This window comes from Mesorhizobium sp. M0768 (genome assembly GCF_040320195.1).
Taxonomy (GTDB): Bacteria; Pseudomonadota; Alphaproteobacteria; order Rhizobiales; family Rhizobiaceae; genus Mesorhizobium.
The window spans coordinates 36,581-61,712 of record NZ_JAMYPD010000017.1; the positions used below are offsets into that span (position 1 = coordinate 36,581).

12 protein-coding genes are annotated in these 25,132 nt (G+C 60.8%); 4 read left to right on the forward strand and 8 right to left on the reverse strand.

Going from position 1 to position 25,132, the window contains the following annotated elements; genetic code table 11:
* The first annotated feature begins 4 nt into the window (after nucleotides 1-4).
* The 4 genes from NKI08_RS20880 (at nucleotide 5) to NKI08_RS20895 (ending at nucleotide 12,195) form a co-directional block, all read left to right on the forward strand.
* Entirely contained in the window at nucleotides 5-2,122 is a 2,118-nt protein-coding gene (locus tag NKI08_RS20880) for an RICIN domain-containing protein (protein ID WP_352771865.1), read from the forward strand.
* A 65-nt stretch (nucleotides 2,123-2,187) separates the two neighbouring features.
* Entirely contained in the window at nucleotides 2,188-5,025 is a 2,838-nt protein-coding gene (locus NKI08_RS20885) for a leucine-rich repeat domain-containing protein (RefSeq protein WP_352540059.1), read from the forward strand.
* Nucleotides 5,026-5,050: 25 nt separating this feature from the next.
* The gene (locus NKI08_RS20890) at nucleotides 5,051-11,512 is read left to right on the forward strand and encodes an RHS repeat-associated core domain-containing protein (RefSeq protein WP_352771867.1); all 6,462 of its coding nucleotides are present in this window, start codon (nucleotides 5,051-5,053) and stop codon (nucleotides 11,510-11,512) included.
* A 32-nt stretch (nucleotides 11,513-11,544) separates the two neighbouring features.
* Complete coding sequence (locus NKI08_RS20895) at nucleotides 11,545-12,195, forward strand: hypothetical protein (protein WP_352502906.1); 651 nt, start codon at nucleotides 11,545-11,547, stop codon at nucleotides 12,193-12,195.
* A gap of 724 nt (nucleotides 12,196-12,919) precedes the next feature.
* On the opposite strand, the gene NKI08_RS20900 is transcribed toward NKI08_RS20895, so the two are convergent.
* The 8 genes from NKI08_RS20900 to ligD all read right to left on the reverse strand — a co-directional run bounded on the left by NKI08_RS20900 (nucleotide 12,920) and on the right by ligD (nucleotide 24,803).
* Nucleotides 12,920-13,909 carry a substrate-binding domain-containing protein gene (locus NKI08_RS20900; RefSeq protein WP_352470518.1) on the reverse strand — a complete coding sequence of 330 codons (990 nt, stop codon included), beginning with the start codon at nucleotides 13,907-13,909 and terminating at the stop codon, nucleotides 12,920-12,922.
* A 73-nt stretch (nucleotides 13,910-13,982) separates the two neighbouring features.
* Entirely contained in the window at nucleotides 13,983-15,038 is a 1,056-nt protein-coding gene (locus NKI08_RS20905; RefSeq protein WP_352502907.1) for an ABC transporter permease, read from the reverse strand.
* Nucleotides 15,038-16,555: a sugar ABC transporter ATP-binding protein gene (locus tag NKI08_RS20910; protein ID WP_352771870.1), complete on the reverse strand. Its 1,518-nt coding sequence runs from the start codon at nucleotides 16,553-16,555 to the stop codon at nucleotides 15,038-15,040. The genes NKI08_RS20905 and NKI08_RS20910 overlap by 1 nt, the downstream gene beginning before the upstream one ends.
* The gene (locus NKI08_RS20915; protein WP_352540063.1) at nucleotides 16,552-17,550 is read right to left on the reverse strand and encodes a LacI family DNA-binding transcriptional regulator; all 999 of its coding nucleotides are present in this window, start codon (nucleotides 17,548-17,550) and stop codon (nucleotides 16,552-16,554) included. The genes NKI08_RS20910 and NKI08_RS20915 overlap by 4 nt, the downstream gene beginning before the upstream one ends.
* A 297-nt stretch (nucleotides 17,551-17,847) precedes the next feature.
* Nucleotides 17,848-18,303, reverse strand: a complete 456-nt coding sequence (locus NKI08_RS20920; protein ID WP_352470524.1) for a CopG family transcriptional regulator — start codon at nucleotides 18,301-18,303, stop codon at nucleotides 17,848-17,850.
* A complete protein-coding gene (locus NKI08_RS20925) occupies nucleotides 18,287-20,284 on the reverse strand; it encodes a conjugal transfer protein TraG (protein ID WP_352771981.1) in 1,998 nt (665 codons plus the stop codon). Before NKI08_RS20925 ends, NKI08_RS20920 begins: the two co-directional genes overlap by 17 nt.
* Before the next feature lie 645 nt (nucleotides 20,285-20,929).
* On the reverse strand, nucleotides 20,930-21,106 hold the full coding sequence (locus NKI08_RS20930; RefSeq protein ID WP_352771872.1) for a hypothetical protein: 177 nt from the start codon (nucleotides 21,104-21,106) through the stop codon (nucleotides 20,930-20,932).
* A 1,081-nt stretch (nucleotides 21,107-22,187) separates the two neighbouring features.
* On the reverse strand, nucleotides 22,188-24,803 hold the full coding sequence (ligD, locus tag NKI08_RS20935; protein ID WP_352771874.1) for a non-homologous end-joining DNA ligase: 2,616 nt from the start codon (nucleotides 24,801-24,803) through the stop codon (nucleotides 22,188-22,190).
* Nucleotides 24,804-25,132: the final 329 nt, after the last annotated feature.

Genomic DNA, 25,132 nt, shown 5'->3' on the forward strand with positions numbered 1-25,132 from the left:
CCAGATGACCCGCATAGCCCGATCGCTGCTCCTGCTGGCGCTGCTTGCGGTGATCGGCGCCGGTCGGGCCCGAGCCGAGGAACCGAAGCTCGTTCTGTTGGAGGACCCGACGCTGAACGCCACTCGCTTGCACTATCCCCTGCTCATCTCCGAAGGACGCGGCTACCGCATTCGCTGCAGTGTTCAGGCGGCCGAGGAAGCAGTGATCCGCGGACTGGGCTTAGTAACCGTCCCGTCGCAAATGCTGAGCGCCGTCGACAATGCGGTCATCGCGGCCGACCCAGCCGCCAATCCGCTGTTGTGCCCATCCGACGAGCACTACCCGATCAAGGTCTTTGCGCATGATAGCGGCAGCGGGCTCGTCTACTACCTGCAGTTCCCGACCGATTTCGGGTCAACATCCTTTTCCGACCAACTCTACATTCCCGGCTGCGCGCCGTTGGTCGAAGGGTTAAAGCTCAACCTCAATCAGGCGATCGAGGCCGACCCCACCCCTTTCTTTGCCGGAAAGGTCCATACCATCGCATGCCTGGCGGGCCCGCCGCTTGTCGGACGGCCGACGACCTTTGCCAGTTGGTGCATCAAGAACGACCTTGATCCTGCCCAGCAGACGACGGTCGAGGAGCTGCTCGAGCTGACACCCGGCGGTGCCTCCGCGTTGGGCAATCCGGCGGCGTGCGCAAGCGCGCAGGACTTTCTCGCGTCGAGCACGACGCTCGACCTTGCCGGGCGACGGCTGACAAATCTCGAGCCGCTGGCGACACTTACCCATCTGACGCGCCTGACCTTGTCCGGCAATGAAATAGCCGACACGCGCGATCTGGAAAAGCTGACCAAGCTTACCTTTCTCGATCTGTCGCGAAACAGGATCAGCAACATCAACGTGACTGGCGTGATGAAGGATTTGGCCGACGCCGACCTCAGTTCCAACCAGATCGCCGACCTGCGGCCGCTCGCCTCGGCGCGGGCGCTGACGCGACTGGTTCTGGCCAGCAACAAGATCGCCGACGTGTCGCCGTTGCGGTTTCTGCAAGAGCTCACGGCGCTCGACCTGTCGAAAAACCGCGTCACGGATGCGCGCGCCTTGATGGGCCTTACCGAACTCACCTCTCTTAACCTGCGCGCGAACCGTCTGGCCACGGTGCAGTCCGTCAGCGCCATCCTGCCATTCAAGCCTTCGCTGGACGGCAATCCGGTCTGCATCAGTCGACCGGAGCAATCGACCGCGGCCACCGGGAAAATTTTCGAAGCCTGCATCACGGCGATCAAGGAGGGAGACGTGGTGCTGGCAAACATGCAGACCGGCAAATGCCTGGCAGTTTCCGAGGGGCGCCTCGACAACAACGCGCCGGCCGTACAGTTCAACTGCGACGGCGACCAGTGGCGCCGCTGGAAGCTGGTCGAGACGAATGACGGTTTTCAGTTACAGAACGTGCGGACCGGAAAATGCCTGACGATTGCCGGCGGTGTCAGCACCGACAACAACATCCCGGCCCTTCAATTCGACTGCGACCGAGATCCGTCGCGGCGCTGGAAGCTGACCGCAACCGGCGACGGCTTCCAGGCTGAAAACATGCAGACGAGCAAATGCCTGACCATTGCCGGCGGGGTGAGCACCGATGACAACGTCCCTGCCCTCCAATTCAACTGCGACCGCGATCCGTCGCGGTTCTGGAGCATCCGGGCGGCCGACCCGGAAGTGTTGCTGGTGAACCGGCAAACCGAAAGGTGCCTTTCGGTCGCGGAAGGACGAACCGACAACAATGCACCGACGGTGCAATTCGACTGCGACGGCAGTCAATGGCAGCGCTGGAGGCTGGTCGAGACGGGCGATGGCTTCCAGGTGGCCAACGTCCGGACAAGCAAGTGCCTGACGATTGCCGGCGGAGTCAGTACCGAAGACAACATCCCGGCCTTGCAGTTCAACTGTGACAGCGATCCTTCGCGTCGTTGGAACCTTGTCGAGACGCGCGACGGAGTTCAGGCGGAAAACGTCCAGACAGGCAAGTGCCTGATCATTGCCGGCGGGGTTAGCAACTTGAACAACATCCCGGCCCTTCAGTTCACTTGCGATCGCGAGCCGTCGAGCTTTTGGACCATCAAGACCGCGGACGAGATGTAGCGCTGCCATTGGTTCGGGCTGATTGAGCCGCATCGATCAGCCTGAGCCTCGAAAGGAGAAACCAGATGAACCGCATCGGCCAATCGCTGCTCCTTGTTCTGGTCATGCTCGTGGCCGCCGCCGCCGGCCCGGCCCGCGCGGACGAGCCGAAGGTTGTGCTGTTCGAGGATCCGGCGCTGGAGGCGAACCGGCTGCATTATCCGTTGCTTATCTCCGACGGGCGCGGCTACCGCATCCGCTGCAAGGACCAGGCGGACGAGGAAGCAGTGATCCGCGGACTTGGCTTCGCGACGGTTCCCTCGGAGGTGTTGACCGCCGTCGACAGCGCGATCGTCGCCGCGGATCCGGCCGCCAATCCGCTGCTGTGCCCCTCGGGCGAGACATACCCAATAAAGGTGTTCGCGTATGATAATGGCAGCGGCCTCATCTACTACTTGCAATTTCCCTCAGACTTCGGCGCAACGACATTTTCCGACCGGCTCTACATTCCATCCTGCGCACCGCTGGTCACCGAGTTGAAGCTCAATCTCGACCAGGCGCTGAACGCCGACCCCACGCCGTTCTTCGCCGGCAAGATCCACACCATCACGTGCCTCTCGGGCGCGCCGCTGGTCAACAAGCCGACCACCTTCGCGAAATGGTGCATCAAGGGCGACCGCACGCCGGCTGAAACGGCGACCGTGATGGCGGTGCTCGATTCAACGCCCGGCGGAGTCTCCGCGCTCGGCAACCCGGCCGCCTGCGCCACCGCACAGACCTTCCTGGAATCGATCACGACGCTGAACCTGAGCGGCAAGGGCGTGCAATCACTCGAGCCGATTGCGGTGCTGACGAACCTCACCAGCCTGTCGATCGCCGGCAACAACTCGATCGCCGAACTCGGGCCGCTGGCCAAGCTCAAGACACTGACCTTTCTTGATATTTCCGGCAATCACGTCAGCAACATCAACGCCCTGGCGCCACTGATCGCGCTGACGCGGGCCGACGTCTCCGACAACGACATCACCGACATCCGCGCGCTGTCGGCGCTGGCGTTGCTGACGAACCTCACACTCGACGACAACAAGATCGCCAGCCTTGAGCCGCTGCAATTCCTGCAGGCGCTCTCGATCCTGTCCATCGCCAACAATGGCCTCACGGGCGACATGCTCGATCCGCTCAGCGCGCTCGGCGGCCTGACCAGTCTCAACCTCGCCAACAACAAGATCGAGACCTTCGCCAATCTCGGCAGCTTCCCCTCGACGCTGGCCATCAATCTCAGCGGCAATCCAATCGTGGCGAATGGCGGGCAGAGCTTCGTTGACCTGTGCGTGCTGCACCGCGACGCGGCGACCCCGCTTGGGCAAACCATACGAGCCATGGTCGAACTGGAGGGTGGCGGGACGTGCTTGGTGGTCGGCAACAAGCTGCTGGCGACCACCGCACTCGATTTGTCGTCGAAGATCGTCAGCGATCTGCGTCCGCTCGCCACCTTACCGCAACTCACCTCGCTCAACCTGTCCAACAATGCCATCACGGACGTCTCGCCGCTTGCCGGCCTGACCAATCTCGGCACACTCAACCTGTCGAAGAATTCGATCGCCAATGTCAGACCGCTGGCAGCGCTGTCGGGCCTGATCAGTCTCGATCTTTCCGACAATCCCGTGCAGGCGAGCGACTTCCTGTCGGCATGCATGATGCGGAACCAGACCGACTTTCTAACGCCCGCGCAAACCGCGGAAGTGAACGCGCTGCTATCGATCTCGGGCAAGACTGTTTGCGGCAGAGCCTATGACGATCTCAGTTCGCGCCAGTTCGCCGATGCGAAGAACCGCGGGTTGACCAGCGTCTCGCTCTTCCCAGTGATGGGAAATCTGACCTCCATCGACCTGTCCGACAACCAATTGTCCGACGTCTCGGCGCTGTCGGCGGTACCGGGGCTGACGAAGCTTTGGATCCGCAACAACCAGATCCCCTCGATCCAGGGCATCCTCCAGCTGCGCCGCCTCGAACAACTGAACATCGACGGCAATCCCCTGTCGAACCTGATCGGCATCGGGATGCTCAACAAGCTGACAAAGCTCTATTTCTCGAACACACACGTACAATCCGTGACGCCGTTGGCGGACCTGCCGCTGCTCGAGGATGCCGGCATGCGCAATCTGCCGCTGCAATACGCCAGCTTCGCTGAATACTGCATCGTCTACCGGTTCGATTCTATTGCGCTCGGCGACGCCCGCGGCTTCATGGCGGCGCTCGACAGCCGCATGCAGGCCGACCACGTCGACAGCGCAGATTGCAGTGCAGCGCAGAACTGGGCGCAGTCACTGACCAGCCTGACTCTGAACAAGAAATCGATCATCGCCGTCAACCCCGTGGTCCATTTCCGGGCGCTGGGCGAACTTAACCTCTTCGACAATGTGATCACCGACGCGTCGCCGATCGCTTCGCTGACAGGACTTCAGAAACTGAACCTCGCCACCAACCGGCTATCCGCGATCCCGCGCTTCGGATCGAGCGGGCTCAAATACATCTACCTGAACGACAACCAGATCACCAATGTCGGCAATCTATCGAACATGCCGGCGTTGTCGGATATCGATCTGCGCAACAACCGGGTCTTCGATGCGCTGCCGCTCGGCTCGCTTCCGGCGCTGTCAGTCGTCGATCTGAGAGGCAATCGGATCGAGAACTTCGCTAGCGTCCATCCGGTGATCGGAAAGACCTATCTGGGCAACAATCCGGTCTGCTCCTTCCCGCAGCCGCTCCTCCCTCAAGTCGCCGAAGCCTGCAACCGCGAGCCGTGGCGCATCTTCGATGGAAACATTCACTTGCACGACGCGATCGCCGTCCAGCCCTCGGTCATCTGTCCGCGCCCGAACTGCTTACAGCTCATCATCGTGGGTCCGCAAATTCATCAGTAGTGCCTGCATCCGGAGAGGTAGTCCCATGTTCATAAAGACCCTTACCGCCCTCGCAGCCCTGGCCGCTGGCGCCGCAGTACTCGGCTCACCGGCCCGCGCCGAAGACAAATCTGCGACGTCGATTGTGCAGTTGCCCGCTGCGGGCGGCACTGTCACGCAGGAGGAAGGCAGCTTCACGCTGAACAACAATACGGGATCGGCGAACTTCACCGTGCCGCTACCCACCCTGCCGACGCGCGGCCAGTTCGGGCCGCAACTGAGCCTCACCTACAGCCAGTTCGCGGGCGATACCGGCAACGGGCTCGGTATCGGCTGGCAGTTCAATACCCAGGCGATCGCCGTCAATGACGATCTCGGCACGGCCGTGCCCGGCACCAAGCCAGGCGGCGATTTCTTCTCCCGCCTGTCGTATATGGGCGCGCGGCTCATCTTCCTCGGCAACCAGAACGGCGTCTGGGAGTACAAGCCCGAATATGCCGAGGATTTCGTCAAGATCCTCTACCACACTGGCGCGTTCGACGTCCTTTCGCTCGACCTGACGGGCGGCCTACACACCGACACCATCTCCTCCGGTTTCGAGGTGATCAACGCCAACGGAACACGGCTGATCTTCAGCGGCGATTCCTCCGTGGCAGAGGGCAATTTCGATGTAGCCGCGCCCTATGTCACGAAATGGCCCCTGGTGCTGCAGCTCAATGCCAACCGCGAAGCCATCCGCTACGAGTACCAGCGTTTCGGTGGACGCAGCTACCTGACAAAGGCCAGCTTCGCCGGCGGTCAGAGCAGCTATCAGTTCGAGCTGATCGAGACGCAATCGACGCTCGTAAGCCACACCAATGGCAGCAAACAGGAGAACGCCCGGCTCTACGGCAAGGTGACGGCCAAGTTCAAAGACACCGTCTACGCCCAATGGTGCATGGGATATGTCGGCCGTGATACCAGTGACACGTCGAAGTTCGTCGTCCGGGCGCATCCGGACTGCCTGGCGAAGGCTCAGGCCGACCTCACGCCGCTCATCGACGCGAAGTCGGTCAATGTGCTCGACCAGCTGCGCGTGCTCTACCGGTATGGTGACACCGGCGGCGAGGCGCTGGCGCAATCGACGCTGAAGTTCCCGGACATCCATTTCGGCTATTCGTCGTGGACAAGCGCCGAACTGGCGTCGCGCCCCGTCGTGTTCGAAGCGCCGAAAATGGCGTTCGCCGGCGACATCCCGCCGCAGAATTTCGAATTGGCCGACCTCAACATGGATGCACTGGTCGACATCGTGCAGACCAAGGATGACGGCGCGACGGTGCATCTCGGAAGCGGCGACCTGAACAGCGCCTTCGGCGACACCAGCCAACTCGTGCTGTCGCGTCCGACCGAGGCTGGACTAATGCGCCAGATCGCCCCCCGGCTCACCGACAATCGCTTCGCTTTTGCCGACATCCTGGGCGACAGCTTCGTCGATATCGTCGAAATCGAAGACGGGCTGATGCACGTCTATGACGGCAAGGCCGACGGGACCTTCCCTTATCTCGGCCGCTCGATCCCGCTGCCCGGCGTCTCGCCAACGACATTCGCGGGCGGCAACGGCCGCTTCGCCGACGTTAATATGGACAGCCTGTCCGACATCGTCACGACGCGCCTCAATGCTGATGGCCGCACGGAATGGCGGATATTTCTCAATCTCACCCGGCGGCAGGCCGATGGGGGTTACAACGTCAATTTCGGAGCGCTTACCAAAGCGTTCCCATTCAACAGTCAGGACGGCCAGATACTCGGCCGCAACAATGTGCGGATGGTCGACATCAATGGCGACCGGCTGCCCGATCTCGTCGTCATCCGCCCGGCTGACCAGGGCTTCTGCCTCTATGAGAACCAGGGCAACATGTTCTCGAAGGACCCGAATGCGCTGCTGTTTGGCGACGCCGCGATCAACGATCCGGTCTGCGGTCACGGCAGCTTCTCGAAGATTGGCGGCATGCAGCCCGGCGATAACCTCGCCACAATGTGGTACATCGACGCCAACGGCGACGGCATCATCGATTTCGCGTCGATGGGCGAGCGCACTGACCAGATGCGCGTCTGGCTCGGCTTCGGCGACGGGACCTACCTGAAGGATCCGCTCAGCATCGCGCTCAATCTGCGGGTTCAACTTGGCGCGTCGACGCAGACCTTCGCTTCGCGCGTCGCAGACATCGACGGCGACGGCCAGAGCGAAATCATCGTGTTCCAGAAGCCGTCCGGCGACGAGGTGAAGCCCGTCGTCGTGATTGACTTCAATCGCACCGACACGGTGCAGTTGGTCAAGGCCAACCTGCTCACGGTCGTCGACTTCGATTCCGGCCGCCGGCACGACATTCGCTATGCGACTTCGATCGACGAGATGCTGCGCGACCGCGCCAACGGCCAGCCGACGCGCAACCTGCATTTTCCCGTTGTCGTTGCCAAGCAACTCGTCACGTCGCAGGGCATACCCGGCCAGGTTCGCGCCCAAGTGCAGACGGACGAATATTTCTACCACAATCCATTTTACGATGTGATCAATCGCCGTTTTATCGGCTTCTCGGACGTCGAGAGGATCGCGTACGGCGACGAGAACGCGGCCGGCCAGCGGATCACGCAGCGCTCAAGCCTCGATCGCGAACAGTATTACACCTTCGCGGAAACGGCGGCTGACCTGAACCTCGCCGGCAAACTGAAGATCCGCAAGACCTATGAAGTGAAGCCCGAGGCGACGCTCGTCGCGAGCGCGGAGACGACCGAGACGCTCGATCCGTCGGCGGCGGCGCTGCACTCGCTGTCGACCGCCACGCGCACCCAGAAGCTGCCGACGACCGGGATGATGTTGAAGTGCGAGTCGTCGGTGTGGGAGACGTTTTCGCGTGGCGACGGCTCGTCCTATCTCAGAAAGGTCAAGGAGACGCTGACCGGTTCCGCCGGCGACGCCGAACAGCAGGACCCGGCCGATCCCGAATGTAAGGACCCGGTGAAGGTCCAGACGTATGCCGATTTCGACGAATTCAATATGCCCGCCTCGGAAACTGTGCAGGTTCGCGATATCCCGGGACCCGCGGATTTGACCATTCAGGGCTTTAGCCGCACCACCCAGACCGGGTATGCGCAGTCGCGTGCCGATCTCGCCGCGCTCAGCATTGTCAACGCCGCATCCGAGCGCCGTATCCTAACCGGAACGCGACTGCTCAGCCGTGAAAGCTTCACCTATCTAGCCGACGCGGGCGGTCGCATGGGCACCCGGACACTCGAAGTCTTTTCCGGCCTCAGCAACTTGCCGGCGTCGCTCGAGCAGTTCCGCAACGCCACCCGCACCCTCACCAAGAGAATGGGCTATGACGTCTTTGGCAACACCACCGCGCTGTCGGACGACCTTGGGCAGACAGAGGCCGTTCTCTACGAAGAGACCGGCACCTTGCCGATGAGCCACACCAAGATGGCGGGTGGTGCGCCTGAGCTCAACCAGATCACGTCAATGACCTACGACGGGCCACGGGCCGGAGCTGTGCGAACGATGACGACTCCCCTCGGCATGGTCGTCACCAACGACTATGACGCGCTCGGCCGTAGGATCCATGAGGTGGCAGCCGACGGTGCGGAGAAATTCTACAGCTACAAGATCGGCGAGAGCGGCCTGCCCTCACTGATCTTGACATCGAAGCGCCGTTACGCAAGCGCTGCCCAAACTCCGGAAAGCGAAAGCGAATTCATTGCCGAGCTCGCCGCCTACAACGCCCGCGGCAACCAGATCGCCGACCTGGAAAGCGTTGCCGAGGGGGGCGTGCGGGTCCGCAACTTCGCACTCTACAATCGCAACGAGAAACTGGTCTTCCGCTGGACCCCATTCGTCGTCAGGAGCTTCGGCGGTATCGACGATCTGAACCTGCAGAAGGTCTTCGAGCTGGGCGACGTTCCGCGTCCGGATCACGAAATCGGCAACACATATACCTACGACGCAACGGGCCGCATGGTGCGTGAGTCTTACCCGTCGGGCAAGGTTTCCGAGATGACCTTCGGGCCTTGGGGCACGCACACAATAACGACCTATGCTGATCAGTTCGATGGTACGGTGCGGAGCGAGGAATATTCGCTCAGCAACGAGAACGGGGTGACCGGCTTCATCGCCGCCAATGGCGACGGCGTGATGCAAATTTCCCGCTTCGTGCGCGATTCCTTCGGCTATTTGAGCGAGATTTGGCTGCCGGGCGAAACTGCGCCTCGACGGTTGATCTACAATTCGGTCGGCGACATCGAATTCCAGTCGATCCCCGGAATGGGCGACCGGTACACCTTCTACGACGCGCGCGGGCGGCAATCAGCGATCGCGCGCGTCGGCGTGAACGGCGAAGCTTCCGTGCAGACGTCCACCTACGACTTCCTTAACCGCAAGCTCACAGAGGTTGACGACGGTGTCCTCCATCTCGAATACCGCTACGACCGGGGCGTCGAGATAGCCTCTGCGGCCGGGTTCGAAGTGCCGATCGCGTTGCCGCTCGATAAAATAACCGAGGTCATCATCCACGATCCCAACGGCCTGTTCGATGCGGCCGAACGCTACGCCTACAACGCGAACGGCCGCATGACCGCCAACGAGGTGGAGATCAACCACGCAAAGTATGCCGATCGCTTCCATCACACGCTTGATGGCCGGATCGATTCATCGATCGGCCCACGCGGCCTGACGTCGAAATTCGCGCTCGGACCGGACAAGAATCTCCGCTCCGTGACGGTATCCCATCCGGACTTCGCCGGCCCGCAGAAAGTGATCGAGAACATCACGTACAATCCGGAAGGACGGGTCGAGCGCGTCAACTACCGGCTCGGCGCCTTCACGCAGATGACCTACGATCCGACGACGCTGTTCCTGACGCATATCGTCTCGCAAGCGGGAGGCGTTCCGCTGCAGGACTTGACCATGGCTTTCAACTCGAACGGCTCCATCACACAGATCGTCGATGCGCTGGGCAGTGGCGCCGGCGACGCGACCCATGTCGACCGTTCCGGCACCTTTCACTATGACTTCAAGAACGAGCTCGTGAGTATCGATCGCTATGGCAAACATGCCGAATTCGGCTATTCGCCTGCCGGCACCTTCGCCCGCAATGACGAGCTCGATCCCGGAGCACGGATTGTCCCGGCGGCAGCCAGCGCGACCGGCCTCATTCCGACCGGCAGCGCGTCCAAGCCATATGGTTTCGATGGCTTCGGCCAGCTGGCGACGTCGCCGAACCTTACCGGCACTGTCTTTGACATCAACGGCCGGCTCATCCGAGCGCAAACCGCGACCAACGACGTCTTCTACGGCTACGACCAGACCGGTCGACGCCTATACAAGAAGATCGTTACTCCGGACGGATCGAAGCCAGACCAGCTTTATCTCTATCCAGTGGAGACATTCGAGGTCGGCCCAAAGGGCGAAGAGAGCTATGTCAACATTGCCTCGACCAAGTTGGTGCGGCTCGAGCACGGCACCGGTAAATGGTTCTATTACCTCAAGGATCATATCGAGAGCAGCGACTATGTGATCGCCTCGGGCGGCGCCCCGGTCGAGCAAATGCTCTATCGGGCATACGGAACCGAGCACAAGCCAGAAGTACTGGCTCCTGCCTGGGCCGATCACTTGACAGACATTTCGGGCGAGTTGCCGCGCGAAAAAACCCACCATCGGTTCACCGGCAAATATCTCGACGACGATACCGGGCTCTACTACTTCGGTGCCCGCTACTACGATCCGGCCCTTGGCCGCTTCGTCTCACCCGACCCGCTGTATGTCGGCGATCCTGAGCGCTGCACCGGCAACCCCACATCATGCAATCTCTTCGCATATGCCAACAATAATCCGATGGCCTATATCGACCCGACAGGTCTCAAGGAGATCGTGGCCGGCGATGCCGCCTATCGGCGGCAAGTTGAGGAGGATATCCAACGCACAGACCCGACTGCCCGAGTCGACAGCAAGACCGGCGAGGTTTCGCAAAGCTGGCTCCACGGCGCCTGGCTCGACGTCAAGGACTTCTTCGTACCCGGTACCGGGATGGATACAGGGCGCGAACTCACCAAGAGGATTGTCGACAGCCCAGAAACGGTGACGATCCAGAACGTGGCCGGCCGCACCGGAACCGATCTCGCCGATCACACGAAGGATCCGACGACGACACCGGGAGGAGCGGTCATCTCTTACGATCCGGCGGCAGCCCGTATCCGCACGTCGAGCGAGTTCGACAAATCGACCGGCACGGTCGCGACAAACCCGGCCGATCCCGGCATCGTGCTCGCCCATGAGCAAATCCACGCCTCCCACATCCAGGCGGGACAGATTTCCGGCATGGGTCCAGCCACCTACAACGGGCTTGATGGAAAGCCACATACCTCCATGGACGAGGAAGCGCGGACCGTCGGTGTCGGCGGAACGCCGCGGCCTGACGACATAACGGAGAACCAATTGCGCGACATGCTCGGTATCAAGCCGCGCAACCACTACAACTGATTCGCGGCAACGCAGAAGGACGGAGGCATGACATGCGTAACTTCCCTCTCTCTACGGCAGCGCTGGCCGGGCTGGCGATGCTCATCACTGCGGCGGCCCTCGCTCAATCCATGAACCCGCAGATGAAGGAGCCGCAAGCGATGCCACTCGATTTCCTGACCTGGATCGATCGTGACGCAGACTGGCTGCAGAAGCAAATTGCCGCACTTGGCGGGTCGGGAAAGCTCACCATCGATGGCGGCATTCTGGAGACGACCGACCTTGATACGTTGAAGGCAGCCAATCGCATTCGTGCCTTTGCCTACCTCGCGACCAAGGGGCTGAGGCCTCCCTATTTCGATCTGACGATCGCTGCGGGTGACGCGACGAAGCGGTGCGTCACGCAATTCCCCCGCAGCATTGCTCCAGGCATCGGTCCCATGGATTTCGCAAGGAAGAGTTTCCCGGCGGACGCTGCCGACCAAACCGAACTGAAATCCTGCACGGTCGCAGGTCAGGGTAAAGACTATGCCGGGCTTGACCGGGCGACCTTTCGAGATCGCTACTTCGATGCATCAGGCACATTGAAGCCGGAATTTCGCAACCTCGGCGACGATCCCGCTTTCAGAGCCAAGGCGATCGACGAGGGCTTCTTCCTGGCGACCGAGGATTATAGCGGGCTGTTGCAGCTGGACCTGCGGTAGGCCAGCCGCGAGGTAGCAAGCAACACCTGGCGCCGACGAAACGCTAGACTTGTATTGTCCACGTGCTTTGTGGGGCCGACCAGCGCCAGCACCAGGCGGGGCCGGTCCTTGTCGCCTTCTCCGCGCCCTCCCGTGTGCCAGTGCCAGAGATAGGAATATCGGAAGACCTGTGCGACCTTGGACTTTGGTTTTGGCTCAGAGAGCTCGTCGTGAGATGGTCGAGACTGGGCTCCATGCGGAGACTTCGACCGCAGCGATATCGTCCTTGTTGAGCTCCGCTATCAACTCGACCCGCCTGTCGCGCTTCAACAGCCGGACAAAAACCTCGTAGGCCAGCAGCACGGTGCGTGCGATGACGACCGGATTGCGGACGGAGGTATCCTCATGAGCGCCGAAGTCTTTCTCGAGAGGGCGGCGGCGGTGACGGTGGCGGTCATCGGCGTGACCGCTTTATTCCGGAATAGAGGCGCTTTTCGCGCTTTCCGCGAGTGCCTGGCGCCAACCAAATGGAAACGAGCCCGTGGCAAGGCTGCTTGCAAGATCCAGCTGAAATCGCGGCGAGACGGGCTGATGCCGCCTACGCGCTCAACTGCGTGCCGTCCTTCGACCGCCGGGATTTTTCTAGCCGGAGTTTTGACCGACGACGACCACGCCGGCTCGCTCACAAAAACAACAAGGCCCACTCCCGGGCCTTGTCGTATCAACTCTGCTGTCGGCCCTGCCCTCAGTTTCCCGTCATCTGCTTGGCATTTTCCGGCGTGATCGCGGTCGTGTCCACCGTCACCGTCGGCTCCACCGACGAAGCACACTCAAGCAGGATCTTTTTCGACATCTCGATCGCTTCCTTGGCGCCGGTCGGGTAGGTGAAGGTTGCCGCCCAGTCGCCCTTGGCCACGGCCTCGATGCCGCCGGCCGGACCCGGCAGGCCATCAGTGCCGATGATCTTGACCTGCTTGCCCGCGCCCTTGGCTGCGAGCAGCGCACCCGCCGCCATCATGTCGTTCGAGGCATAGAGCACCTTGATGTCCGGGTGCGCTTGCAGCATGGCGGAAAAGGCGGTCTGAGCTTTGTCGGGCACCCAGTCGGCGGCCTGCTCGGCCACCACTTGGATTTTGGCATTCTCCTTCACACCGTCCTTGAAGCCGTTGAGCCGCTCCACCGCTGGCGTCGAACTCGGCAGCCCTTCAAGCACCGCCGCCTCGCCGCCTTCCGGGAGCAGGGTCTTTGCGGTGTATTTGCCCGCTTCGAGCGCGATCTTGTAATTGTCGCCGCCGATGAAGGCGGTGTAGTCCTTGCCGGGGTCGCCTACCGTTTTGCGGTCTAGTTCGATGACGGGAATGCCGGCATCCATCGCGCGCTTCACCGCCGGGGTTATGGGTGCTGCCTCGAAGGGCGAGATCAACAGCAGATCAACTTTCTGGGTTATGAAGTTGTCCACCTGCGAGGTCTGCGTGTTGACGTTGCCGGCGCCGTCGGCGATCTGCAGCGTGAACTGCGGCACATCCTTGACCGCCGCGGTCAGCTCGTCATTGACATGCTGGCGGTAGGGCTCGGCATTGTTCGCCTGCGAAAAGCCGATGATGAACTGGCCGTCCTTGGCGCAGGCCTTGACCATCGGGTCGGCCGCTTGGGCAGCACCCGCCATGCACAGGCAAGAGCCTGCCAGAAAGGCGACCTGCAGGGCGCGCCTCGATCCTTTTTCCATCGTTGTCATGCTTGCTCTCCTCCTCGTCGGGCCTATGGCCAGACCTTGGTTTCATGGTCTTCCAAATGCTGCCGCCGGCCTCCTATCGTCCCAAACCCTCGCGGCGGCGAACGAGGGATTGAAGCACTGCCGCCACAACGATGATCGCGGCGGTCGCGAGCAGCTGCATGGCGGGGGTAATGTTGTTGAGCTGAAGGATGTTGGCGAGCGCGCCGAGCATGATGGTGCCGGCAACGGTGCCGACCATCGAGCCGGCGCCGCCGAACAGGCTGGTGCCGCCGATGACCACGGCCGCGATGGCCGTGAGCTCATAGCCCATACCGTCATTGGCGCTGCCGAAGTTGAACTGACCCGCGTGCACGACGCCGGCAAGGGCGGCGGCAAATCCGGTAATGGCATAGACCGAGATCTTGACCATAGAGACAGGAACGCCCGAAATGCGCGCCGCTCGCTCGTTGCCGCCGACGGCAAAGACATAGCGGCCGAAGCGCGTGGTATTCAGTACCAGGGTAGCAATAGCGGCGAAGACGATGAAGACGATGGTCGCCACCGGCACTGTGTTGTTGAACAGGCGCTCGCCCAGTACCGCGAAGACAGGTGGCGCCAGGCCGGGCCCCTCGCCATAGGAAATATTAATGTACTGGTTGCCGGAAACGACCAGCGCGAGACCCCGCGCCGCCTGCAGGCCGGCGAGCGTGACGATGAACGGCTCAAGCCGAAAGCGGCTGGAAATGGTGCCCTGGATCACGCCGAAGACGGTGCCCATTACCAGCACCGCGAGAATGGTCGGGATAAGCCCGAAGCCGCCGGAGATCATCATCGTCGCGGTGACGACGCTGGAGAGACCAAGCACTGCCCCCACCGAAAGGTCGATGCCGGCGGTGATAATGACGAAGGTCATGCCGATGGCGATAATGCCGGTCTCCGACACGGCGCGCACGATGTTGGCCATGTTGTCGGGCGCAAGGAACAGTATCTCGCCATGGCGCCTGGGCGAGAAGATGACGCCGCCGATCGCCACCAGCACCAGGCCGATCAAGCTTTGGAAGCGCACGATCAGCGCGAGTGGATCGCGATGCTTTGCGGCCGGTGCGGCTAGCACCGGACCGCTCGCAACCGAAATCTTCTGTTCGGACATCACGCCTCCCTGCCATTTGCCGCTGCCATCACGGTGTGCTCGTCAACGCCACTGGTGAATTCCGCTACATTGCGCCCCTGGCGCAGCACCACGATGCGGTCGCACAGGCCAATCAGCTCCGGCATTTCGCTGGAGGCAACTAGGATGCCCAGGCCTTGTGCAGCCAACTGCCGCAGCCGCTGATAGATCTCGCCCTTGGCGCCGACATCGACGCCGCGCGTCGGCTCGTCGAGCAGCAAGAGCCGGGGATTGCCAAGTATCTCCTTGGCCAGCACCACCTTCTGCTGGTTGCCGCCGGACAGCGCGCCGACCGCGATGTCGGGATTCTTCGGCCGAATGTCGAACTGGCCGAACGATTGTTTCACCGCCTCGGCCTGGCGGCCCGGTGACATCAGTCCGCCCGGCGATATTCGCCGGATCACCGACATGACGAGGTTGAGGCCAACGGCCATCCTCAGCATTAGGCCACTGCCACGGCGGTCGTCGGTGACGAAGGCGATGCCGGCAAGGCGCGCGGCTCTGATCGAATCAAGCTTGATCGGACGGCCGGAAATGACCACGCCGCCCTCCCATTGGCCGGAAAGGCCGGTGCCGTAAAGCGCGCTCAGGAGCTCGGTGCGCCCTGCCCCCATGATGCCGGCCAGCCCGACGATCTCGCCTTCATGCACCTCGAGTGAAAGCCCTGTCGGGGCCTGCCAGCCGGCGCTTTCGCGCGCTAGCCGGAAGCTGGCATTGCGCAGGCTGAGCAGAGCCCGGCCGACGGCCGTGGTGCGCTGGGGATAGAGTTCGTCCAGTGGGCGCCCGACGAGCAGCCGCACCAGTTCGGCCTGCGGTGTGTGCGGATCGGTGATGCCGGCTACACGTCCGTCCCGCATCACCGTCACCCGGTCCGCGATCTGCGGCACTTCCTCCAGACGGTGGGAGATATAGACGATGCCGACGCCACTGGCGGCGAGCTTGCGCATGATGTCGAACAGCCTCTCGACCTCGCCCACCGTTAGGGCCGCCGTCGGCTCGTCCATGATCAAGACCCGCGTCGCATAGGACAACGCTTTGACGATGGCAACGACCTGGCGTTGCCCTATCGAGAGGTCGCCGACTAGCCCGGCGGGATCGATAGCCAGTTCGATAGCTTCCAGACGCTTGCGAGCTTCGCGGCGCATCCCCGCCACATCGAGCAGTCCGCCCGAGCGCATCAATTCGCGGCCAAGGAAGAGGTTTGACGCCACATCGAGCGTTGGAACGAGATCAAGCTCCTGAAAAATGGTCGCAATTCCGGCCGTCTGCGCCTCGCGCGGGTTGTTGAATCGCACCGGCTTGCCGTCAATCTGGATTGTACCTTCGTCGGGTGCGTAAACTCCCGACAGCAGATTCATCAATGTCGATTTGCCGGCGCCGTTCTCGCCCAGCAGGGCGTGGATCTCGCCTGGCTTGAGATCAAAATCGACACCGCGTAGTGCCTGAACGCCGCCGAAGCGTTTCACGGCCCCAGTCACCGATAGAAGCGGCGCGCTCATGCCGGCCTCCCGCAGGATTGACGGGCATGCAGCGTCGCCTGAAGCCGCACCGAGCGGGGCTCTGTATCCGTTGATGCAATTCGGGCGCTAAGCAGCGATGCGGCCTGCCGCCCGATTTCGGCGCAAGGCTGCGCAATAAGGGTCAGTTGCGGCTCAAAACAATCGGCCCATTCGAAGTCGTCAAAGCCGACAAGTGAAAGATCCCGAGGTATTTCGAGACCTTTTTCGCGAACCGCTCGGACCGCTCCGATCGTCGCCATATTGTTGCCGGTGACCAAGGCCGTAGGCGGCGAAGGCAACGACAACATCGCGCGGGTCGACGCCGTAGCGCTCGCCGTGTCGACGTTCCCTGGCTGCAGATATTCCGACACGTAGGCAAGTCCGTTAGCCATCAAAGCTGACTTGAACGCATCGATACGTTCGCGAGTCGTAGCAAGGCCCGGCTGCCCTGCAATGAACCCAATCCGCTGATGGCCGAAGGATGCGACGTGGTCGATAAGAGCGCGCATCGCAGATTGGTTCTCAACGCCGATCTGGTCAAATCGTTCGTCGGCAAACCGGTCGATCAGAACGCAGGGAACCATTTTCTCGGCAAGGTAATTGGTGGCTCGCTCTGGGGCACCCGAGGGCGCCAAAATAACGCCGTCAACACGTCGTTGATGGAAGGCGCGAACGACCGCAAGCTCCCGATCAGGATCGTCCTGCGTGTCGGAAAGGAAAACCATGAGGCCAAGACGCGCGCATTCCGCTTCCACGGCACAGATGATGTCAGTGAAATACGGGTTCGAGATCGCCGAAATCGCCAAGCCGACGCTGTTGGTTGAAGCGACCTTGAGGGAACGCGCCAGCCCATTGGGCTGATATCCAAGCAAAGCAATCGCTTCGTTAATGGCTCTCGATTTCGCAGGCGAGACAAAGCGCGTGCGGTTGATCACATGTGACACCGTTGAGACCGACACCCCGGCACGACGGGCTACCTCAACCATCGTTGCCATTGCGGCTCAAACGGAGTGCTGCACGCAAGCGCTCCTCCCTGATGTTGCGCTTTAAACCCGCTCTGTCCTGGCGGATACGATAACCATAGTGCCATCGAAACGTTTGCGCAATCGATTCGATAGTCGTTTTGATCTGATTAGACTAATGTTGTCTGGAATGGAGCAAAGCAGACGTACGACGTCCGCTCGCTCACCACCCGAACTTTGTGGGCACGTTTAGGAACGGTGCGCGAGCAGATACCAACCCGTCGGCAAGATCACGGTCCCGAGAGACGCTTCAATCTGGCGTCACGCGCCTTATCGGCTCGCTGGCGGCACTGGCGGGACATCGTCGGCTATTTCCTGCCTGAGCCTTGGTCCTTTGCTGAGCCGGCGACCGAGCGCATCGACGAAATTGTCGTAGCGCTGCAAGCCCTTGGCGCGCGCCTCCGCTTGCGCCGATTCCGGCAAGGCTGGAGTCGAGTTGAGCCAAAACCGGACGAACAATGCTAGCGTCTCAATAGCAATTCCGACGTCACGCTCGACCCGCTGCACGCGTCGATCGATCTGGTCGAGGCGGCGAGTGATCGCCGCTTGCTTTCGTTCTTCGGCGTCCGGCGACAGGAACGACGCGAGCGCAGCCTCGGCGACCAGTGACAGCGAGACCTCGCGCCGCCCAGCGTAATCCGCCAGTGCCCTCATTATGTCAGGGTCGAGATAGGCAGACAGACGTCTTTTCTTGGCGTTCTTCATGCGCTCAAAGCTCAATGCCATCATTGGGGTCAAGGGCGGCCTGACGAGCTGCGCGTCTCATGGCTTGATCGACACTGCGGCGACGAACGGCGTCATCATCGGGCTCGTCCCTGTCGAGGTCGAACTCATCGTCGCAGCGTGGCGTTCGTTCCGGCGCGATGTCTTCGTGTTCGGGAAGCTCGGGCTGGCGGCGAATGCCGCCATTGGCCGGATCCTCGTCCTGCTGATCCCTGGCAAGCCTCAGCTTGCGAGATTTGCCTTCCGGCCCAGCAAGAAGTGTCGTGTCGGTCCAGTCGTCAGGGCGAGCGTTCTGCGTTGTCCCTCCGGTCCTTGGTGGCGGCAACACGCGCTCGGCAAGACGCGGGTCGGCAAAGTAGCGTGCCTTCTTCGCACGGACTGGGAACTGGCCCGAGATCATAATGATCGCCTCGGTCGGCGGCAGCTGCATGATCTCGCCCGGCGTCATCAGTGCACGCGCCGTTTCCTGCCGCGACACCATCAGATGCCCGAGCCAGGGCGACAATCTGTGCCCCGCATAGTTCTTCATGGCGCGCAACTCGGTCGCGGTCCCCAGAGAGTCTGAGACGCGCTTGGCCGTCCTCTCGTCATTCGTGGCGAAGCTCACCCGCACATGACAATTGTCGAGGATGGAATTGTTCGGTCCGTAGGCCCTCTCGATCTGATTGAGCGATTGTGCAATCAGGAACGACTTGATGCCATACCCGGCCATGAAGGCCAGCGCGCTTTCGAAGAAATCGAGCCTGCCGAGCGCGGGAAACTCGTCCAGCAGCATCAAAAGACGCTGCCGGTGATCCTTCGCGTGAAGATCTTCGGCGAGCCTGCGGCCGATCTGGTTAAGCACGAGTCGGATCAGCGGCTTTGTGCGACTGATGTCCGATGGCGGCACGACCAGATAAAGCGTCGTCGGCCGTGCCTCCTCGACAAGGTCTGCGATCCGCCAATCACAGCATGACGTCACCTTGGCCACAACTGGATCGCGGTAGAGGCCCAGAAAACTCATGGCCGTCGAGAGCACGCCGGAACGCTCGTTCTCGGACTTATTAAGCAGTTCCCGAGCAGCCGACGCCACGACGGGATGCGGGCCTGCATCACCCAAATGCCGCGTCAGCATCATGGCGCGCAACGTTGCCTCGATTGGCCGCTCTGGATCGGAAAGGAAGTTCGCCACGCCGGCAAGGGTCTTGTCTTTCTCCGCATAGAGCACGTGCAGTATAGCGCCGACCAGCAACGCATGGCTGGTCTTCTCCCAGTGGTTGCGGCGTTCCAATGTGCCTTCTGGGTCGACCAGGACATCCGCCACGTTCTGCACATCTCGAACTTCCCACTCGCCCCGTCGCACCTCCAGCAGAGGATTGTAGGCTGCTGATCCAGCATTGGTCGGATCGAACAGAAGCACCTGGCCGAAACGGGCCCGCCATCCGGCCGTCAGTTCCCAGTTTTCGCCTTTGATGTCGTGGACGATTGCCGAACCCGGCCAGGTCAGTAGTGACGGCACGACCAAGCCAACACCCTTGCCGCTTCGCGTCGGCGCAACACACATCACGTGTTCGGGACCGTCGTGGCGCAGATAGTGTCGGCCCAACATACCCAGGATCACCCCATCCTGACCGATCATCCCAGCGGCCTTGATTTCGTCTCGCGTCGCCCAGCGCGCCGAGCCGTAAGTCGTGGTGTCCTTTGCCTCGCGCCCCCGCCACAGCGACATCCCGATCGCTGCGACGATAGCCATGAGGCTTCCGCTCGCCGCAATCGCCGCGCCCTCCAGGAAGACCTTCGGCGCGTAGGCGTCGTAGAAAAACCACCACCAGAAAAAGGCTGGCGGGGGATAAATGGGGTGTCCAGCCAATTCGAACCACGGCGGACCGAGTTGGCTTTGAAAGCCGAGCCGCCATGCCGTCCACTGTGTTGCTCCCCATGTTGTCGCGACGACGATCAGAAAGGCGGTGAGGACCTGTCCCCACAAAATCTTGGTTGCCGGCACTTGTTGTTTCTCCGATCTGAATGACCCGAACCACGAAGAAAGACCGAGTGTCGAGATATGCAAGGGGAAGGAGTTGTCAAAAGCGGCAGGACGTACTCTGAGATGGAAAGACTTGTAGAATTCGGTCCGAGATTTCTTTGGAAAGTATTTCACTTTGGGCAGAGAGATCAGAGTCGGGTCGTTGGCATTGGGCCACCTTGGAACAATCGTGGCTGTTCTCATTGTGGTGGCCGTGAAGGAGATCTACTAAATCGCAGATCTGCACAACCATCTCACTTGCGCCTTGAATGGAAATGGGTCTGATAGACCTGGCACATGGAACGTCCGGCCCAGAGCCGCTCGATCTCTTGCGCCCGATCGCACTGTCTGCCGACGCCCTGATCACGTGCAGCCGCGCATAAGATCCGCAATTTGAAAGATGATCGCGGCTGCGGTGGCTATTTTCTGCGGTTGATCAACGTGTTCTAGGATTGAGGAACGCGCGCCCGCAAACGAAGAAAAAGCCCGCCGCACCCTTCGCGGTGGGCTCCGGTCCGATACACCGTGGCGGGGCCGCCGCTTATCGTCCCATTGGTAGCTTGGAGGCCGAAACAAGTTCTTCCTCGTCCTGTATCCCGGCCATGTACAGAGGGCGGCGAGCGACTCTTAAGGCACCTTCTTCATTATGCGAGCCTCGCGCAGCAACGACGGGCGATCGTACCCGATCATATTGATGAGGTCTCGCGCCTGGTTCTCCGAGATGCCGGTCTCTGTGGCCAGGTAACGGGCTGCGGATGTGTCCCGCTCAGTACGGCGGGCACGGTCGTCGTTGTCGTCGAACATGATGATGAGTTGTCCCTTCTCATGTTCGCCTCAATCCTTGAAATGGAGAGTTGTTCCGCAGCGCACGCAAAAAGATTGATCCAGATGTTCCTCGACCAGCACGTCAGCAGCATTACCACCAGCTGTAGGTCATGCCCGGATTGTCAGTCCTGACCGGAACCGGAAGAGCCGGATCGCCAAGCTGTCCGGCGAAGTCGCCATGGATGACCTCTAGGCGGGCTGACCTTGGAGGACAAATCGGCAGGCTACATCCTGGCGTGCTGCAGCCGCCCACATGGCGACGTTTTGCTTGATCTCTAATTGTCGCATCCGCATCGCGGGACGAAATCGGGTCAGCCTTTGCGTTCCACGACCAAGCCATACTAATGCGACCGCAGGTGGTTAGCGTTTCGCAACCTGTTTTTCCGCCTACCACTTTCATCAGCGAGATCGTTTTGTACATGATCGCCAAGGAATAGATGCCCAATTGGCTGCTTTGCAACCAAGACAAAGGGCAAGTGGTGGTCAGCCCAGCCGGATTCTTCGCAGCTACTCGGATGCGTTGGCGAACCCGGTGACTTACAGCATCAAACGATGTCTGCCCGACTCGTAATGCTGGCCGAGCCCAAAGGTGGCGCCCCGCCAAACTAGGAAGCCGGTCTGATAACAGAAGGCAAGAGCTCCTGGATCATCCCTTCCCCGCGCGGTCCAACTGCGGCCGCCCGATACTTCGCAATTGAATAGCCGCTTCCCTCAACGCGCAGGGGACTCCCGGCGTCGGATTGAGGCAGGCCAAAGTGTTGATAGCGGACTTAATATAGAGGGCAATGAGTACGCTCTCAACTTGGAGCGCCCAAACAGAACCACGGAAAAGCCGTTCATCGGAACCCGGATCTCATGAGATCCGGAGCGTCCACTCTCCGCCACCGCAATCGACATCCGCTGTTTGTGAATATCCAAACCAACAAATCAGGTATCTTCCATGAGGCCCTTCTCCTAGTGCATGAGGCCCCTGTGCCGGCCAGTCGGCTTAACCCTCGTACCGTTGCATATCGGATGACGGACCCTCAGGCCCTGCAATCATAGGGACTACTTGCCTTTTTTAAAGGGTTCGGCGCCTCGATGTTCCGGCGTAGGCGGGGCGTTCGGCTCCCAGGTCTTTTGCTGACTCGTCGTCGCGCAAACCTTTGAATGCAGCCTGCCTAACATTGCCACCGCGTGTCCAGCCCGCCATTTCGATTTCTGCTACAAGTTGCGGTCTGGTCCAAAATACGGCCGGATCTTCTTTTGGCGCTCCATTGCCGGTGAAGGGCGACGTCTTAGCCTTCGCAGCCTTTAGACGTGGGAGAAGCTGCTTGACCTTCGTCTTACTGTAGCCCGTTCCTACCCGGCCAATGTAGGCGAAATGGTCACCGCGATTGAGGCCAACCAACAACGACCGAAACTTACCGTTGGTGGATGACCACCCCCCGATAATCACTTCATGGCCAGACCGACATTTTGATTTCGCCCAGCCATCGCTTCTGCCCGACACGTACACCGCATCGATCTTCTTCGAGATGATGCCCGCAACCCGCAGGGCCGCATGACCGCTATTTGCGAAGTGTTCCACATAACGGACGAGCTGACTGCCCTCCCCATGATGAACATTGCTTAGCATCTGTTTCAGGCGCTCCTTCCGGGCGCAGAGCGGCATTTGCCGTAAATCGCCAGCGTCATCGAACAACATGTCAAAGGCAAAGAAGATAAGGTCGTTGGTTCTCCGCTGCGACAAAGCGGCCTGTAGGGCGGAAAAATCGGGCGCTTGGTTTTCGCCATGCGCCACGATCTCGCCATCGATGATGACATCGGGAAGGCTTGACGCCTCTTTTGCAATTGCCGCAAACTTATAGGTCCAATCCAGACCTTTGCGCGTCTTCAGCGTGACGGCGCCGGCTTGAACACGCAGTTGGATTCGATAGCCGTCGAGCTTAATCTCGTGGACCCAATCGCGCCCACCAGGGGGTCGGGATAGGGTCTCGCACATTTGAGGGGCGATGAACTCCGGCATTCTTGCCTTGGCAGTGCGCGAGGCAGCTTTCCGTTGGCGCTGGGACGGCTTTGCTTTTTTGGTAGCACGCTTGTCCCGGGGGGCGCCCGGGTTACTGTCCCGCATGACGCCGCCACTGCCTGCTGCGAAGCCGCTCATCGCAAAAGGTTTTGTGCCTGCGCCTGCGCGCTCTCCCGCGCCCATCGTCGCTATAGTTCGGCCGGGGGCCTCCGCCGAGATCGCTTCGCCATCACCGTCGCGAGCATGTTGATTGCTATGCTTGATCAGTAGCCAGTTTGATCGTTTTGCTGCCATGGTGCGCCGAGCACGCGTCCTCGCGGCGGCAACGACGGCAAATGCGGTGAAGAAGAGGATGCCTGGATCGGCGCTGCCACCTGACACTGACCCGGCAACTATGCTGGCGAGGGAAGCGTTCCTGACACTCGTCACGACAGCGTTGGTCTCTGGGTCCACCCATTTCCGTAGCCGGCCCATTCCGCTGACCACGACACCGAGCATGATGGCCATCATGAGCGATCCGAAGACGCCAAGCTGGGACAGAACTGCGATCGGCCAGCTCGATGCCCTCGAACTACCGAAACCGATGCCAAGGCCGCTGGTGTCCAGGAAGGACTGCAGGCTCTTGATGTTCCAGTAGGTGCGCTCCTCGCCCGAGGCAGAATCCGCCTTGTTGATAATGGTGGCGTTTATTAGCTTGACGAAGGGTTCTAGGACCTCGGCGTTGTAGAGGCTGATGCCCATTATGGTCACCACGCCTGTGGCCATGAGCGCGGTTATCAGTATCTCCTCGCGCTGAACCTTCCCCCTGAGGACCGAAAGCAACGTCGAGAAGGCGACCGGAATGCACAGGAGAATCAGACCAGCGTAGGCGGTCGATGATGTCGACAGAACGGTCAGGAAGAGCAAGACGCCTGCCAGCCACTGGGCAAGGCGTGATTTAGTCTTTCTCCAGTACGTGTAGCAGAATGCCAGGCAGGCGAGGGAAACGCCAGCGAAGGAAGAGGCCTCCGAAAAAGGTCCCGTGATCCGAACGAACCCTGCCTCGACCGCCTCCGTTATAAGGGCGTAGTTCGCGGTTCTGATTGGGGAGAGCAAATCTCCCGCCCCAGCGTTCTTGCCAATGAAATCGACCAGCCCCATGCCTGTGTGCAGACCGCACCACAGAAAGAAGCCGCGGCGGACCTGATGGATCCTGTTGGAGTGCAGCAGCAGCGCACAAAGCGCGATGGCGGTGAGCCCGCCAAGAATGAAGTAGCCCGTCTGGGAAACGTTGCCCGAAACCGGCGCGAGAGAAGCTTCGACGACCGCGCCGCGGGTTTTCGACTGTACGAAGACGGCGGTCTGTCCTGCGAAGAATCTTGGAAACAGCCATGCTCCGATGATTGCGTACGCTATGAGGCTCGTGAGAATCCAAACAGGGCCGATGCTTCCGAATACGCTGCCAAGGTCGAACCAGATGCGACGTCTTGCAGTAACCGCCATGACGAGCAGGGCCGCAAACATGGTGTAGATCAGTGGAGATGATCCACCTAAAAAGGTCAGGGTCATGAGGGCCGTCGCGCCGAACGCCTGGGAAGCTATCAGGCCTATGATCAGCATTCCCCTGGAATAGTAGGCAACGACCAAAATAGCCGCGCACACCAGCAAGCCCGGTAAAGAGACCTGCATTGTTGATCGGCCCTCCCGCTTGGTTTGGCCCTGGTGTGCGCACGAAGGACGCTGCCCGACGGCTCATCTTTCGGCAGGTGGGTATTCCGGACAAGCGAGCCAAAGGGCGTAGCCTAAGATCCCGCAATTGCAGCACGCGGCAGGCACTCCTCCTTATGGTGGATACTCGGAGGCTGACCGCCCTTGCAGCACTCCTAGCTAAACGCAGTTTACCTCATTCAAACAGACGAGGACAATGGGCCAGCCCGCCTTTAGGGTGAGAGGTCGTTCTGTCGAAATTATCTGGGGGATAATGGAGATTATATTGAAGGTGATGGAAAATAGAAGCA